Genomic DNA, 16,270 nt, shown 5'->3' with positions numbered 1-16,270 from the left:
CTCATGAACCCAGCGCGACCGCCGCCGGCTCGAGTTCGCCATCGGCGCCGGTCCAGGCCTGGCGCAGGCGCTCGAAGCCACCACTGCCGTGCAGGAACCCGGGCCAGGCCGCATTGACGATCTGTGTCAGCAGATCCGGATCGATCCGGCGTGTGCCCATCGACCAGCGCGGGAATGCACGCTGCGCCACCGGTGCGCGGCACAGCAGCTGCAGCTGCCCGTGGCTGCGCGCATTGGCAATGCGCGGGAACACCGAATCGATGCCGTCTTCGGGGCCTTCCAGGTATTGCAGGAACCGTCGGCCATCGAACATCAGCACGCCGGTGACGCCGGCTACACGATTGAACGCCGTGGCATCGGCCAGCAGGCGGTCAAGGTCGGTTGTCCGCAGTTCGGCATGGGCCTGGCTGGCGTAGGCAATCGCGTGCAGCGACATGAGGTGGCTCCCCCCCCTGGGAACGATGGCCGGGACTATGACATGAATAGGAGCGGCAGTTAAGCATGCCACCGCCCGGCGTCGAACCGGCCGGCCCGCCACAGGTGGGCTACAATCGGCGCCGCGCTGCGCGCCCGGATGGCGAAACTGGTAGACGCATCGGACTTAAAATCCGCCGACCGCAAGGTCATGCCGGTTCGATTCCGGCTCCGGGCACCAACATGGCAATGCAGCAGGGTGTCCGCGCTTCGGCACATCGCACGCGGAACCTGCAAACGCTCAGATCGCACGCGAATAGCGCGGCTGTTCGTGCGCGCTGCGCAGGTAGGGATCGAAGCACATCGCCAGCAGCCGCAGCAGCGGCCGTCCCGGCTCGCTGGCACGTACCACGCCGTCGTGGCACTCGGCCAGACCATCGGCCTGCAACTGCCGGACCGAGCGCAGATCCTCGGCAAAGTACTGTCCGGCGTCGATGCCATGGCGCTGGCCCAGCGCGTGCAGGTCCACTTCGCCCTGGCACATCAGCTGCTGGATCAGCTCCGCGCGCAGCTGGTCATCCGCACTCAGCGCAACGCCACGCCAGACCGGCAGCTGGCCCTGGTCTACCGCTTCCTCCCACGACGGCAGATCACGCGGGTTCTGGCTGTAGCTGGCACCGATGTGGCTGATTGCACTGACGCCCAGTCCCAACAGATCGGTATCGGCGTGCGTGGTGTAGCCCATGAAGTTGCGGTGCAGCTGCCCGGCACGCTGTGCGCGCGACAGATCCTCTTCCGGCAGTGCGAAATGATCCATGCCGATGTACTGGTAGCCGGCGGCCGAGAGCCTCTCCACCGCCAGGCCCAGCAGCGCCAGCTTGTCCTCCGGCGTGGGCAAGCGGCTTTCATCGATCTGCCGTTGCGCGCGGAACAGATGCGGCAGGTGCGCATAGCCGTAGACCGCCAGGCGATCGGGGCGCAGCGCCAGCACCTGCTCCAGGGTGAGGCCGAACCCCTGCAGGGTCTGTCCGGGCAGGCCATAGATCAGGTCGACATTGACCGAGCGCATGCCGCTGTCGCGGCAGGCGCGCAGGATGTCCAGCGTCTGGCGCACGCCCTGCACCCGGTTGATCGATGTCTGCACCTGAGGATCGAAATCCTGCACGCCCAGACTGGCGCGGTTGAAGCCGAGCCGTGCCAGCATGGCCACGTCACCGGCGTCGATGAAGCGCGGATCGAGCTCGATCGAGAAATCGCGCTGTGACGAATCACTGAAGTCGAAGCGCCGGCGCAGACCTTGCACCAGCGTGGTCATCGCGTCTGCATCGAGAAAGTTCGGCGTGCCGCCGCCCAGGTGCAGCTGGATCACTTCGCGGCCGTCCTCGAACTGCGGTGCGAGCAGATCGGCCTCGGCCAGCACACGCGACACGTAGCTGTGCCCGCGCCCCCGGTCGCGGGTGATGATCCGGTTGCACCCACAGTAGAAACAGGGGCTGGAACAGAACGGCACATGCACGTACAGCGACAAGGCCCGGGCCTGCCGGTTGCTGTCGGCGATCGCCTGGCGCAGCGCCGGGGCGTCGAAGCCCTCGTGGAAGTGCGGCGCGGTCGGATACGAGGTGTAGCGCGGCCCAGGCCGGTCGTGCCGGCGCAGCAGATCGGGGTCGAAGGTCCAGGCCAGGCCGCCGGCAGCGGGAGAGAACGTGTCCATGCCGCCAGCATCGCGCCGGACGGACGGTGCCGCCTTGACCCAGATCAATCCTGGCCGGGCAATCCCAGCACCGGCAGCCCGACCTGCGGCCAGCGCAGCATCTGGTAGCGCTTCCAGAAGGTGTCACCGATGCGCGCGGCCACGTCGTTGGCCAGCTCCTGCATGGGCAGGTTGCCGCACTCGGCGGTGGTGATCCGGAACAGCACCAGCCAGCGGTCGAACAGATCCTTGTCCAGCTCGATGGCCATGTGCTTGGACATCGGCGAACCCTTGAAGCGGCGGGTACCGCGCAGCATCGCCGACCAGAAGTCGACCAGCTGCGCCAGGTGCTCCGGCCAGTCATGCACGTGCGCCTCGAACACCGGACCCAATCGCTCCTCTTCGCGCACACGGGCGTAGAAGTCGTGGACCAGGCGGGTCACCTCCTCCTCGGTGCACAGCTCGGGCGAGGCGACAGGAAGGACAGGCGGCGGTGTTGCGTTCATCGGGGTACCCAAGGCGTGCCGGCAGTGTGCCGCGGCAGAGCGGCATCGCCGTTGATCCAGATCAATGTCGGCGCACTCGGCTGCACCTAGGCTGCCATGCTTGCAGGAAGCATGCCCTGCGGATGCGGCGCCAACCTGGGCGAAGTATACGCGCCGCCCACTTTTCGATCCGGGACAGCATGAACAGACCTCCTCCCAACCGCCGCCAGCAACTGATCCAGCACTGGGGCGCCATCCTCTGGCCCAGCTTCATCGCCGCGGGCCTGGCCTGCGTGGTGTTCTTCGCCTTCGTCGATCCGCTGCGGCTGCAGGCCATCAGCTTCCCGGGGACGGCCATCAGCCGCGAGCTGGGCTATACCGCAGGCTTCTTCATGTTCTGGGCGGTGACGGCCTTGTCCAGCGCCGTCACCTGGTACCTGCAACGACCGCTACCCAGCGACGACGACGACGAGCTGCCGCTGGGATGAACACGACCTGCGCCATTGCATCCCGTCCCTGGCACTGGCGGAGCGCGCTCAGTACCGCCCTGCTGGTGCTGTTCTACGCGCTGCCGTGGCTGCGCTGGGACGGTCGCCAGGCCCTGCTGCTGGACATCAACGCGCGACGCTTCGACCTGTTCGGCTGGACCCTCTGGCCCGGTGACGTCGGCGTGCTGATCGGCCTGCTGGCGGTGCTGGCCGTAGGCCTGGCCCTGCTCACCCACCTCGCCGGGCGGGTGTGGTGTGGCCATGCCTGCCCACAGACGCTGTGGCGGCGCGCCTTCGACTGGATCGCCCACGGCATGGCCCGGCTGCTGCCGGTCCGGGCCGCGCGCCCGGCCACGCAGCTGGCCTGGGCGCTGTTGTCACTCTGGACCGGCATCACCTTCGTCGGACTGTTCAGCCCGATCGCGGAACTGGTCAGCGCCCTGCCCCGCACGGGATGGAGCGGTTGGGAAACGTTCTGGGTGCTGTTCTACGCCGCTGCCACCTGGGGCAATGCAGGCTTCCTGCGCGAACAGGTCTGCCGCTCACTGTGCCCGTTCGCGCGCGCGCAGCCGCTGCTGACCGACCCGTACACGCCGCGCATGCTGTATGACGCCCGGCGCGGGGAACCGCGCGGGCCCCGCCCGTCCGGTCTGGGCGGTGTGCTCGGCCGTGGTCGTGGCCTGCTCGACCCGACCACCGCACAGGACTACGTATTCCGTGCAGCGCACCCGCTGCTGGCCGGGCCGACGCCGACCTTCAGCGACAACCGGTTGGGCGACTGCACCGATTGCCTGGCCTGTGTCCGCGTCTGCCCGATGCAGCTGGACATCCGCCAGGGGCCGCAGGCCGACTGCCTGGCCTGTGGCGCCTGCCTGGAAGCCTGCGCACGGCAGCAACACCAGGCCGGTTTCGGTCCCGGCCTGGTGCGCTACTGCAGTCCACAGGCGATGGCAGGACAGCCGCGGCGCGGATGGCGCCCCCGTACCCTGGTTCTGTTGTCGATGCTGCTGGCGCTGTTGGCCTGGGGCGCCTGGCGCCTGCTTTGAATCAACGCTTCAACGCGACCCGTTGGCGTGCGGCGGAACCAGCTGCGCACGCCGTACGATGCCCAGCTGTTCGATGATCAGCGCCATTTCGTTGGTGACCTCGGTACGCTCGGTCCCCTGCGGAACCAGGCGATCCAGCACCTGCTGGTAGGTATCCCAGAACGCCGGACCGCATCCGTGTTTGTGATAGCTGGCTTCCAGTTCGCGGCGTACCCGTTCAGCCAAGCCATGCATGCCGTATTCCATACGACCTCCGTTGGACTTGTTCTGCATCGTTGACGGTCTACCGACTCACTTGCGTGCTACTGAAAGACTCCCGGGCTTCACGACCGGTTGACTCCAATTAGTCATAGATTTCACGACAGGTCAATTACATCCGCTCGCTTTCGTGATCGAAATTATTAATCGTTCACAAAACTGCATACGGAAGCACCATGGCTCCGGATGGGCCAGACCCGACACGACGCCCGTCACCCGGTGGCCCCAATTCAGTAGGCACTGCCAATGGCCAGGGCCCGCTTCATCGAATTTCCCTACTTTGTTAAGCATGCTTTGCGTTTCACGCTTAGCGCGCTAAAGGCGACATCTTGCGGCGCAGATCACCCGAATTCGGGTTCGGCTGCCTCGACGACCGGGAACAGGTTCGGGTATTGCTGATGAAGGATGTACTGCCGCAACGCAGGAATCGGGCCATCCTTGGGCCATTGCGACACTGCGGATCGGCTTATGCCAAAGAAGCGTGCCAGTTCGGCGTCCGTAAGAAAGCCCAGCCGGTCGCGCACCTGCCGCTTGCTCCAGAATCCAGTCATGATCGGTCCTTCTGCTAATCAGAGCGATTCTTGCGACAAGGCCTCTTTGCGATCCAGGCGTTAAGCTGGCTTGCATAGATGAATACTCTCGGCCAACGACTCGCCATTGCCATGAAGAAAGCCGGGCACCCGCGCCCGGCCGATCTGGCCCGCGCCGCCGATTCAACGACGGCAACCATCAGCAACTGGCTCAACGACCATGTCAGCCCAGCCCATGTGAAGGCCGAACAGCTGTTCCGCATCGCCGATGCGGCCAAGCTGGACGCGCGCGAACTGCTGTACGGGGTGAGCGGCGGTGGGGTCGGTGAACGCGGCAACGCCTACATGCCCAGCCAGGCCCATCTGGATGTCTGGCAGGACGCCTACGAGCTGGTCAGCCACCTGGTCGAGGAGAACGGCCTGGAGATCGACCACCGTCGCCACGCCGCACTGGATCTGCTGGCGTTCGAGCTGTTGATGGACGGCTTCAGCCGCAGCAAGGTGGCCCGGGTGTTGAAGACCTCGATGTCCTGAACGCGCTGACGCTTGCACGCCGGCACTGGTAGCATGGACCTCGATGGGGATGGGGCTCCCCCGATAACCGCCTGAGAAGGCTGATGGCTCCTGCCAGGACGAACGTGGCGTTCGTCGATGGCAGGCCGTGCCTGCCTTCGGCGTTCGCCATCAACACTGCGAACCCGCTCTCGAGGCATGCGATGCAATCACTGAACAACTATCTTCTGGTCTTCGTCGGAGGCGGTGTCGGCGCCTGCCTGCGCCACGCCTGCAACCTGATCGGCGCACGGGTGGCCGTGGGCAGCCCGTGGCCGTGGTCCACGTTCCTGATCAATCTCAGCGGTGCACTGCTGATGGGCGTGGTGGTGGAGGCCTTCGCACTGCGCAATGGCGCCTCGCCGCAGCTGCGCCTGCTGCTGGCCACCGGCATCCTGGGCGGTTACACCACCTTCTCCACCTATGCGCTTGAAATCGGCCTGCTGCTGCAGCGTGGCCAGCATGGGTTGGCCGCGTTGTATGCCGGCGGCTCGGTGGCCTTGGGCGTGGCCGGCCTGTTCGGCGGCATGAAGCTGGCCCGGCTGGCGCTGGGCTGAGGCTCAGGCCGCGCTGGCGCGGTCCTGCCCGCGCCACTGCCGGGGTGACTGCCCGGTGTGCGCCTTGAAGGCCCGCGACAGTGCCGCCTCGCTGCCGTAGCCCACCTCATCGGCGATCCGCTTCAGCGGCCGGCCCTGACGCAACGCTTGCTGCGCCAATCCCACCCGCCAGCCCTGCAGGTACTGGCCCGGCGTGGTACCCATCGCCTCGCGGAAGCTGGCCGCAAACACACTGCGCGACATCCCGGCCACCTCGGCCAGATCTTCCAGCGTCCACGCCTGCGCCGGCGCTTCGTGCATCGCCACCAGCGCCAATCGCAGCCGCGGATGGCCCAGCCCGGCGAACAGGCCACCGCGCATCTCGCCGCCTTCCATCAACTGGCGCAATACCTGGATCATCACCACCTCGAACAGGCGGTTGACCATCGCCGCGCGCCCGCAGCGCTGCTCGAACGCTTCTTCGAACAACAACTCCAGTGCCGCATTGCCACCGTACAGTTCGGCCAGCGGCAGGCAGATGAAATCGGGCAGCGCCGCACTGATCGGGTTGAGCCGGCCGCCCTCGAAATGCAGGTTCGCGCAGGCCATGTCGGCACCGTGCTGCGGATCGGTGCTGAAACGGTGTGGCATCGGGCGCGGATACAGCAACAGGCTGGGCACATCGACCTGCACGGTCTGCTGGCCGTGGCGGACCTGCAACGGCCCCCGCCTCACCAGGTGCAACTGACCGGCCTCGTCCTCGCCCTCCAGGCTGTTGATGCCGCACAACGCACCGGCATGGAACACCGAGGCGGTGACCGCGAAACGCTCCAGCAGGATGGCGAGGCGGTCAACCATGACAGGACTCCAGATCACGCAGATAGCGTTCAATACGGCAAATCGTATCGGAATCAGCGCCGTATGGGGCGACACTGGCCTGGCGATGGATCAAGCGCTATACACGCCAGACATCCCACGCACGGAGGCACCGATGTCGAACCGCATCGCCCTGACCCTGCTGCCGCTGCTGCTGTTGGCGGCATCCGCCCACACGCAGGCGGCCTCGCCGCCGAAGATCGCGCAGCTGGCCTGGCTGGCCGGATGCTGGCAGCTTGATGGCCACCCCGAAGGCGCCGGCGAGCAGTGGTCCACGCTGGCCGGTGGCACGCTGTTCGGCAGCAGCCGCAGCGTGCGCGACGGGCGCACCGTCGGCTTCGAGTTCATGCAGTTGCGCCAGCACGATGATGGTCGTCTGGTGCTGACCGCCCTGCCCTCCGGCCAGAACCCCACCGATTTCAACGCCACCCAGGTCGATGACACCGAGGCCGTGTTCGAGAATCCGGCCAACGACTTCCCGCAGCGCATCCGCTACCGCCGCCTGGACGAACAGCGCGCGCACGCACGTATCGAAGTCGCGCAGGACAACCCGGAACAGGCGGCGGATTTCCCGATGCACCGCGTTGCCTGTGGTGGACCATCACCCACCCACTGAAACGCAGACGCCCCGGACCGGCCGGGGCGTCTGCAGGCGATCAACACCACTCGGGCATTCACCCGGCCAGCGTGCCTTCCAGTGCCTTCAGGCCGTCGCGGTAGATGCCCTCGAACAGCGCGGACGCCTCTGCGTCGCTGACGCCGACCGGGGTGAACTCACCGGACCAGTCGATCCTCGAACCATTGCCCTGCTCGACCACACTCAGGGTCGAACGATAGCCGGTAACCGGGAACGGTGCCTGCAGGATCGAGTAGGTGTAGCTGCGACCGGCCTGGTCGAAGGCTTCCAGGCGCTCGACGATGGCATCGCCATCGGGATTGGCCAGATGGCGCACGCGACCGCCTTCGCTGAGCGTGCTCCGGGGAATGTACGGAAGCCAATCGGGCAGCGAATCGAAGCCGCCGATGAGGTTCCAGACCTGGTCGGCCGGGGTCGGTACGGTGATGGATACAGATGCACTTGCCATGGGAAGGACTCCTTGGGGGCTCAGATGTTGTCGATCGGCAGCGGGGCGTTGGCCGCAACAAGGCCCTGGGCGCGCAGTTCCTGCCAGAACGCCGCCGGGATGACTTCCTTCAGCGCGGCATAGTCTTCGGCAATGCGTTCGGGACGGCTGGCGCCCGGGATCACCGCAGCCACCGCCGGATTGGCCAGCGAGAACTGCAGGGCGGCCGCCTTGATGCTGATGCCGTACTCGCCCGCGATGGCCTTGATGCGCTCGACCTTGGCCAGGATCTCCGGCGACGCCTTCTGGTACTCGAAGTGGCTGCCACCGGCCAGGACACCGGAGCTGTACGGGCCGCCGACCACAATGCCGGTGTTGCGCTCGGCCGCCTTGGGCATCACCCGCTGCAGCGCACGCTCGTGGTCGAGCAGCGAGTAGCGTCCCGCCAGCAGGAAGCCATCCGGACGGACTTCGTCCAGGTCCAGGGTCAGCTCGATCGGCTCGACACGGTTGACGCCCAGACCCCAGGCCTTGATGACACCTTCATCGCGCAGGCGGGTCAGCACCTTGAAAGCGCCGCGGCGTGCGGTCTCGAAGTAGGACAGCCACTCATCGCCGTAGAAATCCTGGGCGATGTCGTGCACCCAGACGATGTCGAGGCGATCGGTCTTCAGGCGCTTGAGGCTGTCGTCGATCGAGCGCAGGGTGGCATCGGCCGAATAGTCGTTGACCAGCTTGTTGGGGCGGCCGGCGACAAACAGGCCACCCTTCTCGCCAAGGTCGCGAGCACTGGTGTCTTCCACTTCGTCCAGGATCAGGCGACCGACCTTGGTACTGAGCACGAAGTCATCGCGGTTGCGCCTGGCCAGCGCGTCGCCGAGCCGGATCTCGGCCAGGCCGGCGCCGTAGAACGGGGCAGTGTCAAAGTAGCGGGTGCCCTGTTCCCAGGCCGCGTCCACCGTGGCCTGGGCCTCGGCTTCGGGGATGTCACGGAACATGTTGCCCAGCGGCGCGGTACCGAAGCCGAGGGTCTTGCCAGCCAGCAGCGTGTTGATGCTCATGGGGTTCCTCTTGGGGAGGTTGTTGAGGTTGAGGCACAGGCTAGGCTTGCCCCTCAAGACTGTCCAAGACATAATTTCTCAAACTTGAGTCCTGAGTGGTCTTATGCTCGATCTCCGCCAACTGCGCTACTTCGTGGCCGTCGCCGAAGATGAACACGTCGGTCGCGCGGCAGAGCGCCTTCACATCTCCCAATCCCCGCTCAGCCGGCAGATCGCCCAGCTGGAGGAACGGCTGGAACTGCAGCTGTTCGAACGTTCACAGCAGCGCATCCGGCTGACCGCCGATGGCCGCACCTTCCTGGCCGAGGCGCGGGCCCTGCTGACCCACGCCAACCGGCTGGAATCGCTGGCGCGCCGGCTCGGCCGCGGCGATGAAGGTGGCCTGTGCATCGGCTATCTGGAATACGCGATGCATTCGGGCGTGTTGCCCGCCGCCCTGCGCGAACTGCGCAGCGATCGCCCGGCGGTGCACATCGCGCTCTACAACCAGCAGTCGGACGTTCAATTGGAAGGCCTGCGGCAACGCAGCCTGGATATCGCCCTGGTCTGCGAACCGCCGGCGTTCGACGATCCGGATCTGGAGGCCACACAGGTACTGAACGACCCGATGCTGCTGGCCGTGCCGGCCGCGCACGCACTGGCCAATGCAGAAGTCATCACACCTGCGGATCTGGCCAGCCAACAGTGGATCGGCGTGATGCACAGGGAAAACGCACTGCGCCACGATACCTTCATCGCCGCGTGCGCGAAGGCCGGGTTCACCCCCACCATCGCCATGGAAGCGACCGAGCCACTGGCCGCGCTGGGCCTGGTGGCCGCCGGCCTGGGCCTGACCACCGTGCAGCAGAGCCTGGATCACCAGGCGCCGGACGGCGTGGTGCTGCGCGAGCTGCCGTGGTTCAGCTACCGCACGCCGTTGTGGGCGGCCTGGCATCGCATCAACCTGCGCCCGCTGGTCGAGACCTTCCGCAAGACGCTCGTACGGACCGCCACCGAAGGCAAACCGGCCTTCGGCGACTGAACCGAGGGCATTATGCCGGGCCGTGTTCCGTATGCCGGATCACCACGAAGCCCTCTTCCCTGGCCGGTGCCACGAAGTGACGGGTGATCTGCTCGAATTGCTCATCGCTGGCCTGGAACGGATGCTGGCCGCGTGCATTGCGTGCGCGCAGTCGCGCTTTGCAGGCCGCGTCGGTGATATCGAGAAAATGCAGCTGGTGCGCGGCGCCGGTCGGCTCAAACAGATCGCGCGCCCAGGCGCGTGTCGCCGGCGTGTTGAAGGGGAAATCAAGCACCACCGAAACGCCGGCCTGCAGCAGTGCACGCAGATGATCGGTCAGCACGCTGCGCAGCGTAGTGGCGCGCTGCAGGTAATCGGCGATGGAACGGATTTCGCCCGGATACAGCGCAGCCAACCATGCGTCCTCGCTGATCAGCACGTGGTGCGGCCTCGCCGCCAATTGCTGCGACAGCGTGGACTTGCCTGCGCCGATCTTGCCGCACAGCAGGTGCAGGATCGGGGTGTTCCCGGTGGATGAAGGGTGTTGCATCTGCGATCTCCTCGGTGGATTCCAGTTCCCGGGAGAACGCTGCATGCAATCCGCCTTCCCGGGCGGGTTGCATGGCCGTGACGGCCGCGTGCTACCCCGCCTTCCCGTGGGGAATGCGGATAATCGACGCGGTGACGTGCAGGGCCATGCAGCCAGCGTAGAGCGCCACCTGGTCACGCTGCAATCCCCTGCGGCAGTGCAGCGCGCGCAAGGTTGCGCCGCGCTCTATGCTCGGCGCCATTCCCGGATGGAATGATCACGATGCGTCGCTTGCTTCGACATGCCCTCGCCCTCGCCCTGCTGTTGCCTGCGACATCGTTGCTGGCGGCACCGCCCACGACACCACGCACCCTCAGCGGCGGACTGCAGGGGGCGCCGTGGCGGCTGGATGTGCCTGCAGACTGGAACGGCGAGCTGGTGATGCTCGCCCACGGCTATGAACCTGTGGGCGTTCCACGCACCACACCGATGACCGCCAATGACAGCACCGCAGCGCTGCTGAGCGCAGGTTACGCCGTCGCGCAGAGCGCGTATTCCAGCCAGGGCTGGGCGGTGGCCGAAGCGATCAATGACACCGAACGCCTGCGCGAACATGCCGCGCGCGAACTCAAGCACGTGCGCCATACCTGGATGCTGGGATTCTCGATGGGCGGTGCGGTGACCATCGGCAGCCTCGAGCGCTTCCCGCAGCACTACGCCGGCGGCGTTTCGCTGTGCGGCGCCAACCTCAGCGGCGAGCAGATCGCCGCGGACCTGCTGACGACACTGGTCGCATTTGATTATTTCTTCCCCGCCGCCGAAGGCCTGCCGCGCAGCGGCCTGGTTTCGCGGGAAGCGGCAGCGCTGCCGCAGGGCGCGTTGTACCAGGGCATCGCCCTTGCCCTGCAACGCGATCCCGCGCGCGCGGCGGTGCTGGCGCAGCGGCTGCAGGTCTCCGGCGATGCACTGGCCGGCACCATCAGCCTGCATGCGCTGGTCCTGCACGAGCTGGCCACGCGCAGCGGCGGCCTGCCGGTCGGCAACCGCAACGTGGACTACAGCGGCTTCGGTGACGATGCCGCATTCAATGCCGGCGTGCAGCGCCTCGACGCGGTGCCTGCCGCGCAGGCCAGGGTGCGCAGCACGCTGGCGCTGACCGGCGCCCTGAAGCGGCCTCTGGTGATCCAGTTCAACCACAACGATCCCACCATCGTGCCGCACATGCAGACGCTGTATCCGCAACTGGCCAAGAGTGCCGGCGCTGCGCCGTTGCCACAGGTGCTGCCGGCGGTGGGGGAAGGTCACTGCGGCTTCTCCGATGCCCAGGTCGTCGAGGCGCTGAAGGCGGTGCAGCGCTGAGCGCAGCATCGTGCCGCAGTGCGGCGGGACAACGCGGCACCGATTGCTATGGTGGTCTGGCCCATTGACGGGCAGACAAAGGACTGACGTGATGATCAAGACGACCTTGAAGACCGTGATGCTCCTTGGCATGGCCATGACCGGCCTGGCCTTCGCCGCAGATTCCTGCGACTTCTGCACGCTGAAGTACGAACAGTGCCTGCGTGCGACGCATGGACCGCTGGGCAAGACCTCCGAGCAGTGCGACGCCGAGTACCGCCTGTGCCGCGAAACGGATTGCCCGTCTCCCTGACCGGCGTCCGGCCGGCTCCTGCGGGAGCCGGCTCAGCCCGCCACGTTGGCAAACGCTTACGATACAGAGACCGGTAGCGCCCCTGCCGCCGCCTCTCCCTGCTGAAGCAACGCACACGATGGCCTTCTTCGAACGACTGAGTGACACCCGCTACCTGCCGACCGAACACACCGGCGGCGCCTGGAACATCCGCGAACAGCACATCGCCCCGGCCATCGGGCTGCTCGCCCACCACCTGGAACGCGACGCCGCCACGCGTGGCCACGGCTTCCTGATCGCGCGCCTGTCCTACGACATCCTCGGCACCATTCCGATCGAAGCGATGGAGGCCGAGGTACAGGTGCTGCGTGCTGGCCGCACCATCGAACTGGTCGAAGCCACGCTGCGCCACGACGATCGCGCGGCGCTGCGCGTACGCGCCTGGCTGATGCGACCGAACGATACCGGCGCCATCGCCGGCACACCGATCGCCCCGATCGCACCGCCGGACTCCATGCCGGTGTGGGACCCGGGCACGGTCTGGCCGGGCGGCTTCATCAAGAGTGTGGACATCCGTCGCCACGAGCAGGGGCCGGGCCGCGCCACCTACTGGGCCCGCGCCAGGCATGCGCTGCTCGATGACGAGCCGGTCAGTGCGCTGGCCCGTGCCGCCACCCTGTTCGACCTGTCCAACGGCATGGCGGTGCGCGCCGACCCCAGGACTGTCGCCTTCCCCAACCTGGACCTGACCGCGCACCTGTTCGGCATGCCTGAAGGCGAATGGCTGGGCTTTGACACCTCGGTGTCGTTCGGCCAGCAGGGCCTGGGCCTGACCAGCACGGTGCTGCACGATGCACGCGGCCCGATCGGGACGCTTGCCCAGGCCCTTACCGTGCGTCCGTAACCGATAGCGGGCGGCCTCAGCCGCCCAGCGTGCCCATCGTGAAGGTGTAGCCGGAGCTCATCAGGAATTCGCGCATGCGCATTTCCGCGCGTCGCGGCGAGGCCAGGTTGGCCGGGGCATACAGCGCGTAGACCACGCCGGCACCTTCGATGGCCTCGCGGCGCACGCCGCAATGGCGGGTTTCCGATGCGACCACCCATCCGTCCCTCAAACGGTCCGGCCCGATCGACTGGCCGTTCATCAGCCGGAACGTCAGCCAGCGTACTTCCGCAGAGGATTTGTTCATTGCCGGCCTGCCGGCTGCATGCCACGGTCGTTCATGTCCTTGCTCGCCATTGCAGCTCCCTAAGACTTGGAACCTGACCATAGCGCCTTGCCATGTCGTGGGGAAATGAGACTGAAAAGCAGGCCTGTGGGCGCCCGCCGGGCTATGCTGCACGCCCACTCGGCCGCGGCCATCACCTGCCGCCACGACAAGGATCGTCATGCATCGCTACCTCCTGCTCATCACGGCCGCTTCCATCGTCGCCGTTCTCGGCATGCAACCGGTTCGCGCGGAGGACGGTACGCCCGCAGGCGCATCCTCGGCGTGGACACTGGTGCGCAAGGAGGCCACCGACGAGAGTGCCGGCAGATGCGCGGTCTTTCCGCGTACCCCATCACGCCCCTACCCGTTCTTCATCTTCGAGCCGGGGCTGGAGCCCACCATCGGGGTGTCGTTCAGTGAGGTCGGCAACACCGAGATCGGTGTAAAGGTCGATGCCCATCCGGAAGCAAGCGATCGAAGGATCATCCTGGATCGCGACACGGCCGTGATCCTCGAGCAGATCCGTACCGGTGGCCAGCGCATCACCGCGCGCGACAGCGTTGCACGCAATACGTTCAGTACGCAGGGCCTGCTGCCGTTGCTGGATGCTTGCGCGATGCAGGCGCAGCCCTGACCGGTCGGCGGGTGCAGGCCAGCACGCTGCTGCTCCTGTCTCCTGCCGCGCGCGCTAACGCCACGCGGCGACTGCACCTAGGCGTTACTCAGACAGTTTCCCCTTGCAGATCGAGCACGGCCGCAGTCCAGGGACGCGCGCCCAACGGGGCGACCATGCCGCCCCGATACACGAATCGGCGCGCGTGTCCCTCTTCGATGAAGCAGGTCTCGTTCTGCATCGGCACATAGCCGGCCGAGGCATAGTGCCGGTGATCCAGGGCGAACAGCACGGCGAACGCGATGCCGCGCCTGCGCAGTTCGGCATGGGCCGCCTCGATCAGGCGTGAGGCAACGCCTTGCCGGCGGGCATCGGCACGCACCACCACACCACCGATCAGGCCAATGCGTTCGGCCTCGCCGTCCAGCAACACGTCCCGCTCGTAGACTGCGAGGTGGGCGACCACATGATCGCCCTGCAGGGCCAGGACCAGTGCGACCGGCCACGAACTGCCGTAGCCGTCGCCCTGCATGTCCGGGAATGCCTGGCGCAGCAGGTCCACCGCCTGGCGATGGTGCTCCGGCGCAACGCTTTCCCAGCTCGATACCTGAATGTGCATGGCCTTCCTTCCTGGAGCGGATGCCCCGCACATCGTGCCACGGGAACATGACCGGGCACGCAGCAATGCCTGGCCTTCAGGGCAGGCAAGCGCAGAGGGTGACTGACGCAGCGTGCACGGGCGCGCGGCCCGGGCATTGCGCGAAAACAAAAAAGCCCTGACCGGAGTCAGGGCTTTTCAATTGGAGGCCTCAAGCGGAATCGAACCGCTGTAAACGGATTTGCAATCCGGTGCATAGCCACTCTGCCATGAGGCCAACGTACTGCGCGTCAGGAACGTAGCCCTGACAAGACAAAACCCCAAGATGGGGCCTGTCGGAACATGGAGCGGGAAACGAGACTCGAACTCGCGACCTCAACCTTGGCAAGGTTGCGCTCTACCAACTGAGCTATTCCCGCGTAAGCCGACATGGTACCGGAAATCCGGAACACACACCAGCGATTTCACCTTTCTGACTGCGCGCAAAGCCTTGTGGCTCAACGTGCCCCGCCTTGCCGTGGCGGGAGAAAAACAAGGCCCCTGTCGGGGCCCTGTAGAATCTGGAGCGGGAAACGAGACTCGAACTCGCGACCTCAACCTTGGCAAGGTTGCGCTCTACCAACTGAGCTATTCCCGCAGATTCATTCGACCTGCGTCGAAGGAGCGCTATTGTGTCCAAATTCCTTCACGTCGTCAACAGTCTTCACACGACGCGGTCATGGCCCTGCGCCGTGGGGTACGCTGCCCCGCCCGGCCCGGTTCGCCCATGCTCCTTCGCGGTATGCCCCTGCTGATCGCCCTGCTGCTGCATCTGCTGGTGGCGCTGCTGTTGTGGACACTGATGCCGTTGGGCATGAGCTGGTATCGCGACACCATCGGTTTCACTTCGCATCGCGACATCGGCCTGGGCATCGCCCAGTTCCATCTGTTCTGGATGCTCATCGGTGCCCAGCCGCTGATCGCCGTGCTGCGGCCGCTGCGGGCCAAGCTGCTGGTCCTGGCAATTCCGTTGGCTTTCGCCACCTGGACGCTGATGCACAACCATCCGCTGCGCATGCTCTATTTCACCGTCGGGCCCGGCCTGCTGACACTGGCTGCCGTCTTTACCAGCCGGCGTCTTTCATCACCCGGACCTTCGCTGCCCAGCACGGACACCGCAGATGCCTAGGCGCTACATCCGTTTGTTCTGGCTGCTGGTCGCACTGACCTGGCTGGCCCTGATCGCCGCACTGGTCAATGCCGGCTTCACGCCCGACTACTGGCTGCTGCGCCGCCTGGAAGGCGCCGAGCTGCCCTACCCGACCAGCACCGTGATCCTGTTCGCGCTGCTGGGTACCGTTGAACTGGTGGTGGCGGCACTGATCGTGCGGCCCTGGCGGTTGAAACGCCTGTGGCTGCGCTTGCTGATCGCCTTTGTCCTGCTGCTGGCATGGTCGGTGCCGTGGGTGCTGTCGGCGATGCATCAACCGCCCGTGCACGGCATGCACCTGCTGTGGTTGCTGCTGCTGGACGTCGGCCTGCTGCTGGCGCTGTGCCTGGTCTCGGCAGTGAGTCTCCTGCGAAGACTTCGCGACGGGAAGAAGGTCCGGAAGAGCGCTCCGTAGCGCATTCGATCCAAGGGCTTCGCCACCTCATTTTCGGATCTCTTGCATGGATTGCTACCGACCTGAGCGGCAAGGTTGAGTATCC

The 16,270-nt window shown here is 66.2% G+C and carries 23 protein-coding genes, 4 tRNA genes and 1 riboswitch; of the genes, 13 read left to right on the top strand and 14 right to left on the bottom strand.

Going from position 1 to position 16,270, the window contains the following annotated elements:
- Nucleotide 1 precedes the first annotated feature (1 nt).
- Nucleotides 2–436 carry a BLUF domain-containing protein gene (locus C9412_RS19345; RefSeq protein WP_107233088.1) on the bottom strand — a complete coding sequence of 145 codons (435 nt, stop codon included), beginning with the start codon at nucleotides 434–436 and terminating at the stop codon, nucleotides 2–4.
- Between the two features lie 132 nt (nucleotides 437–568).
- Between C9412_RS19345 and C9412_RS19340 the strand changes: the two genes are divergently transcribed.
- Nucleotides 569–655: transfer RNA gene (locus tag C9412_RS19340), tRNA-Leu, on the top strand.
- Between the two features lie 60 nt (nucleotides 656–715).
- Here the strand turns inward: C9412_RS19340 and hemN are convergent.
- Together hemN and C9412_RS19330 are read right to left on the bottom strand one after the other, a co-directional pair.
- Nucleotides 716–2,125 (bottom strand): oxygen-independent coproporphyrinogen III oxidase, encoded by a 1,410-nt coding sequence (gene hemN, locus C9412_RS19335; RefSeq protein WP_107233121.1) that lies wholly within the window; start codon nucleotides 2,123–2,125, stop codon nucleotides 716–718.
- Between the two features lie 44 nt (nucleotides 2,126–2,169).
- Complete coding sequence (locus C9412_RS19330; RefSeq protein WP_107233087.1) at nucleotides 2,170–2,610, bottom strand: group III truncated hemoglobin; 441 nt, start codon at nucleotides 2,608–2,610, stop codon at nucleotides 2,170–2,172.
- Nucleotides 2,611–2,789: 179 nt separating this feature from the next.
- Between C9412_RS19330 and C9412_RS19325 the strand changes: the two genes are divergently transcribed.
- A complete protein-coding gene (locus C9412_RS19325) occupies nucleotides 2,790–3,077 on the top strand; it encodes a hypothetical protein (RefSeq protein WP_107233086.1) in 288 nt (95 codons plus the stop codon).
- Nucleotides 3,074–4,123 (top strand): 4Fe-4S dicluster domain-containing protein, encoded by a 1,050-nt coding sequence (locus tag C9412_RS19320; protein WP_107233085.1) that lies wholly within the window; start codon nucleotides 3,074–3,076, stop codon nucleotides 4,121–4,123. The genes C9412_RS19325 and C9412_RS19320 overlap by 4 nt, the downstream gene beginning before the upstream one ends.
- Before the next feature lie 9 nt (nucleotides 4,124–4,132).
- Here the strand turns inward: C9412_RS19320 and C9412_RS19315 are convergent, their stop codons facing one another.
- Both C9412_RS19315 and C9412_RS19310 read right to left on the bottom strand, forming a co-directional pair.
- Nucleotides 4,133–4,369: a hypothetical protein gene (locus tag C9412_RS19315; RefSeq protein WP_019337197.1), complete on the bottom strand. Its 237-nt coding sequence runs from the start codon at nucleotides 4,367–4,369 to the stop codon at nucleotides 4,133–4,135.
- Nucleotides 4,370–4,722: 353 nt separating this feature from the next.
- Nucleotides 4,723–4,932, bottom strand: a complete 210-nt coding sequence (locus tag C9412_RS19310) for a hypothetical protein (RefSeq protein ID WP_107233084.1) — start codon at nucleotides 4,930–4,932, stop codon at nucleotides 4,723–4,725.
- 111 nt (nucleotides 4,933–5,043) lie between these two features.
- Here C9412_RS19310 and C9412_RS19305 point away from each other — a divergent pair, with 111 nt between their 5' ends.
- Together C9412_RS19305 and crcB are read left to right on the top strand one after the other, a co-directional pair.
- A complete protein-coding gene (locus C9412_RS19305) occupies nucleotides 5,044–5,445 on the top strand; it encodes a helix-turn-helix transcriptional regulator (protein WP_107233083.1) in 402 nt (133 codons plus the stop codon).
- 36 nt (nucleotides 5,446–5,481) lie between these two features.
- Nucleotides 5,482–5,545: riboswitch (Fluoride riboswitch) on the top strand.
- A gap of 82 nt (nucleotides 5,546–5,627) precedes the next feature.
- Complete coding sequence (gene crcB / locus C9412_RS19300) at nucleotides 5,628–6,020, top strand: fluoride efflux transporter CrcB (RefSeq protein ID WP_107233120.1); 393 nt, start codon at nucleotides 5,628–5,630, stop codon at nucleotides 6,018–6,020.
- 3 nt (nucleotides 6,021–6,023) lie between these two features.
- On the opposite strand, the gene C9412_RS19295 is transcribed toward crcB, so the two are convergent.
- Nucleotides 6,024–6,857: an AraC family transcriptional regulator gene (locus C9412_RS19295; protein ID WP_057495859.1), complete on the bottom strand. Its 834-nt coding sequence runs from the start codon at nucleotides 6,855–6,857 to the stop codon at nucleotides 6,024–6,026.
- A 133-nt stretch (nucleotides 6,858–6,990) separates the two neighbouring features.
- Between C9412_RS19295 and C9412_RS19290 the strand changes: the two genes are divergently transcribed.
- A complete protein-coding gene (locus C9412_RS19290; protein WP_107233082.1) occupies nucleotides 6,991–7,491 on the top strand; it encodes a DUF6265 family protein in 501 nt (166 codons plus the stop codon).
- A 58-nt stretch (nucleotides 7,492–7,549) separates the two neighbouring features.
- Here C9412_RS19290 and C9412_RS19285 read toward each other — a convergent pair whose 3' ends face one another.
- Together C9412_RS19285 and C9412_RS19280 are read right to left on the bottom strand one after the other, a co-directional pair.
- The gene (locus C9412_RS19285; protein WP_107233081.1) at nucleotides 7,550–7,960 is read right to left on the bottom strand and encodes an SRPBCC family protein; all 411 of its coding nucleotides are present in this window, start codon (nucleotides 7,958–7,960) and stop codon (nucleotides 7,550–7,552) included.
- Between the two features lie 20 nt (nucleotides 7,961–7,980).
- The gene (locus C9412_RS19280) at nucleotides 7,981–9,000 is read right to left on the bottom strand and encodes an aldo/keto reductase (RefSeq protein WP_107233080.1); all 1,020 of its coding nucleotides are present in this window, start codon (nucleotides 8,998–9,000) and stop codon (nucleotides 7,981–7,983) included.
- Between the two features lie 103 nt (nucleotides 9,001–9,103).
- On the opposite strand from C9412_RS19280, the gene C9412_RS19275 reads away from it, so the two are divergent.
- Nucleotides 9,104–10,021: a LysR family transcriptional regulator gene (locus C9412_RS19275; protein WP_107233079.1), complete on the top strand. Its 918-nt coding sequence runs from the start codon at nucleotides 9,104–9,106 to the stop codon at nucleotides 10,019–10,021.
- A 10-nt stretch (nucleotides 10,022–10,031) separates the two neighbouring features.
- Here the strand turns inward: C9412_RS19275 and C9412_RS19270 are convergent, their stop codons facing one another.
- The gene (locus tag C9412_RS19270) at nucleotides 10,032–10,550 is read right to left on the bottom strand and encodes an ATP-binding protein (RefSeq protein WP_107233078.1); all 519 of its coding nucleotides are present in this window, start codon (nucleotides 10,548–10,550) and stop codon (nucleotides 10,032–10,034) included.
- 261 nt (nucleotides 10,551–10,811) lie between these two features.
- Here C9412_RS19270 and C9412_RS19260 point away from each other — a divergent pair, with 261 nt between their 5' ends.
- From C9412_RS19260 to C9412_RS19250, 3 genes are all read left to right on the top strand, one after another.
- Nucleotides 10,812–11,888 carry a hypothetical protein gene (locus tag C9412_RS19260; protein WP_107233076.1) on the top strand — a complete coding sequence of 359 codons (1,077 nt, stop codon included), beginning with the start codon at nucleotides 10,812–10,814 and terminating at the stop codon, nucleotides 11,886–11,888.
- A gap of 91 nt (nucleotides 11,889–11,979) precedes the next feature.
- The gene (locus C9412_RS19255; RefSeq protein ID WP_107233075.1) at nucleotides 11,980–12,180 is read left to right on the top strand and encodes a hypothetical protein; all 201 of its coding nucleotides are present in this window, start codon (nucleotides 11,980–11,982) and stop codon (nucleotides 12,178–12,180) included.
- 118 nt (nucleotides 12,181–12,298) lie between these two features.
- Nucleotides 12,299–13,063, top strand: a complete 765-nt coding sequence (locus tag C9412_RS19250; protein WP_107233074.1) for a thioesterase family protein — start codon at nucleotides 12,299–12,301, stop codon at nucleotides 13,061–13,063.
- Between the two features lie 16 nt (nucleotides 13,064–13,079).
- Here the strand turns inward: C9412_RS19250 and C9412_RS19245 are convergent, their stop codons facing one another.
- Complete coding sequence (locus C9412_RS19245) at nucleotides 13,080–13,349, bottom strand: hypothetical protein (protein WP_107233073.1); 270 nt, start codon at nucleotides 13,347–13,349, stop codon at nucleotides 13,080–13,082.
- 199 nt (nucleotides 13,350–13,548) lie between these two features.
- Here C9412_RS19245 and C9412_RS19240 point away from each other — a divergent pair, with 199 nt between their 5' ends.
- On the top strand, nucleotides 13,549–14,004 hold the full coding sequence (locus C9412_RS19240) for a hypothetical protein (RefSeq protein WP_107233072.1): 456 nt from the start codon (nucleotides 13,549–13,551) through the stop codon (nucleotides 14,002–14,004).
- An 88-nt stretch (nucleotides 14,005–14,092) separates the two neighbouring features.
- On the opposite strand, the gene C9412_RS19235 is transcribed toward C9412_RS19240, so the two are convergent.
- From C9412_RS19235 to C9412_RS19220, 4 genes are all read right to left on the bottom strand, one after another.
- Nucleotides 14,093–14,602 (bottom strand): GNAT family N-acetyltransferase, encoded by a 510-nt coding sequence (locus C9412_RS19235; protein WP_107233071.1) that lies wholly within the window; start codon nucleotides 14,600–14,602, stop codon nucleotides 14,093–14,095.
- A gap of 182 nt (nucleotides 14,603–14,784) precedes the next feature.
- Nucleotides 14,785–14,858: transfer RNA gene (locus C9412_RS19230), tRNA-Cys, on the bottom strand.
- A gap of 66 nt (nucleotides 14,859–14,924) precedes the next feature.
- Nucleotides 14,925–15,000: transfer RNA gene (locus tag C9412_RS19225), tRNA-Gly, on the bottom strand.
- Between the two features lie 142 nt (nucleotides 15,001–15,142).
- A tRNA-Gly gene (locus C9412_RS19220) sits at nucleotides 15,143–15,218 on the bottom strand.
- An 81-nt stretch (nucleotides 15,219–15,299) separates the two neighbouring features.
- On the opposite strand from C9412_RS19220, the gene C9412_RS19215 reads away from it, so the two are divergent.
- Nucleotides 15,300–15,749 (top strand): hypothetical protein, encoded by a 450-nt coding sequence (locus C9412_RS19215; protein ID WP_146160189.1) that lies wholly within the window; start codon nucleotides 15,300–15,302, stop codon nucleotides 15,747–15,749.
- The gene (locus C9412_RS19210; RefSeq protein WP_107233069.1) at nucleotides 15,742–16,185 is read left to right on the top strand and encodes a hypothetical protein; all 444 of its coding nucleotides are present in this window, start codon (nucleotides 15,742–15,744) and stop codon (nucleotides 16,183–16,185) included. The genes C9412_RS19215 and C9412_RS19210 overlap by 8 nt, the downstream gene beginning before the upstream one ends.
- Nucleotides 16,186–16,270 lie beyond the last annotated feature (85 nt).

The sequence above is a fragment of the Stenotrophomonas sp. Nf1 genome (assembly GCF_003028475.1).
Lineage (GTDB): Bacteria > Pseudomonadota > Gammaproteobacteria > Xanthomonadales > Xanthomonadaceae > Stenotrophomonas.
The sequence above is the reverse complement of the archived record's forward strand: the minus strand, read 5'-3'. Positions and strand labels throughout refer to the sequence as shown.

What these genes read in the sequence shown, in the direction of transcription:
- C9412_RS19345 (WP_107233088.1), bottom strand. Translation starts at nt 436, where the DNA reads ATGTCGCTGCACGCGATTGCCTACGCCAGCCAGGCCCATGCCGAACTG.
- hemN (WP_107233121.1), bottom strand. Translation starts at nt 2,125, where the DNA reads ATGGACACGTTCTCTCCCGCTGCCGGCGGCCTGGCCTGGACCTTCGAC.
- C9412_RS19330 (WP_107233087.1), bottom strand. Translation starts at nt 2,610, where the DNA reads ATGAACGCAACACCGCCGCCTGTCCTTCCTGTCGCCTCGCCCGAGCTG.
- C9412_RS19325 (WP_107233086.1), top strand. Translation starts at nt 2,790, where the DNA reads ATGAACAGACCTCCTCCCAACCGCCGCCAGCAACTGATCCAGCACTGG.
- C9412_RS19320 (WP_107233085.1), top strand. Translation starts at nt 3,074, where the DNA reads ATGAACACGACCTGCGCCATTGCATCCCGTCCCTGGCACTGGCGGAGC.
- C9412_RS19315 (WP_019337197.1), bottom strand. Translation starts at nt 4,369, where the DNA reads ATGGAATACGGCATGCATGGCTTGGCTGAACGGGTACGCCGCGAACTG.
- C9412_RS19310 (WP_107233084.1), bottom strand. Translation starts at nt 4,932, where the DNA reads ATGACTGGATTCTGGAGCAAGCGGCAGGTGCGCGACCGGCTGGGCTTT.
- C9412_RS19305 (WP_107233083.1), top strand. Translation starts at nt 5,044, where the DNA reads ATGAAGAAAGCCGGGCACCCGCGCCCGGCCGATCTGGCCCGCGCCGCC.
- crcB (WP_107233120.1), top strand. Translation starts at nt 5,628, where the DNA reads ATGCAATCACTGAACAACTATCTTCTGGTCTTCGTCGGAGGCGGTGTC.
- C9412_RS19295 (WP_057495859.1), bottom strand. Translation starts at nt 6,857, where the DNA reads ATGGTTGACCGCCTCGCCATCCTGCTGGAGCGTTTCGCGGTCACCGCC.
- C9412_RS19290 (WP_107233082.1), top strand. Translation starts at nt 6,991, where the DNA reads ATGTCGAACCGCATCGCCCTGACCCTGCTGCCGCTGCTGCTGTTGGCG.
- C9412_RS19285 (WP_107233081.1), bottom strand. Translation starts at nt 7,960, where the DNA reads ATGGCAAGTGCATCTGTATCCATCACCGTACCGACCCCGGCCGACCAG.
- C9412_RS19280 (WP_107233080.1), bottom strand. Translation starts at nt 9,000, where the DNA reads ATGAGCATCAACACGCTGCTGGCTGGCAAGACCCTCGGCTTCGGTACC.
- C9412_RS19275 (WP_107233079.1), top strand. Translation starts at nt 9,104, where the DNA reads ATGCTCGATCTCCGCCAACTGCGCTACTTCGTGGCCGTCGCCGAAGAT.
- C9412_RS19270 (WP_107233078.1), bottom strand. Translation starts at nt 10,550, where the DNA reads ATGCAACACCCTTCATCCACCGGGAACACCCCGATCCTGCACCTGCTG.
- C9412_RS19260 (WP_107233076.1), top strand. Translation starts at nt 10,812, where the DNA reads ATGCGTCGCTTGCTTCGACATGCCCTCGCCCTCGCCCTGCTGTTGCCT.
- C9412_RS19255 (WP_107233075.1), top strand. Translation starts at nt 11,980, where the DNA reads ATGATCAAGACGACCTTGAAGACCGTGATGCTCCTTGGCATGGCCATG.
- C9412_RS19250 (WP_107233074.1), top strand. Translation starts at nt 12,299, where the DNA reads ATGGCCTTCTTCGAACGACTGAGTGACACCCGCTACCTGCCGACCGAA.
- C9412_RS19245 (WP_107233073.1), bottom strand. Translation starts at nt 13,349, where the DNA reads ATGAACAAATCCTCTGCGGAAGTACGCTGGCTGACGTTCCGGCTGATG.
- C9412_RS19240 (WP_107233072.1), top strand. Translation starts at nt 13,549, where the DNA reads ATGCATCGCTACCTCCTGCTCATCACGGCCGCTTCCATCGTCGCCGTT.
- C9412_RS19235 (WP_107233071.1), bottom strand. Translation starts at nt 14,602, where the DNA reads ATGCACATTCAGGTATCGAGCTGGGAAAGCGTTGCGCCGGAGCACCAT.
- C9412_RS19215 (WP_146160189.1), top strand. Translation starts at nt 15,300, where the DNA reads ATGGCCCTGCGCCGTGGGGTACGCTGCCCCGCCCGGCCCGGTTCGCCC.
- C9412_RS19210 (WP_107233069.1), top strand. Translation starts at nt 15,742, where the DNA reads ATGCCTAGGCGCTACATCCGTTTGTTCTGGCTGCTGGTCGCACTGACC.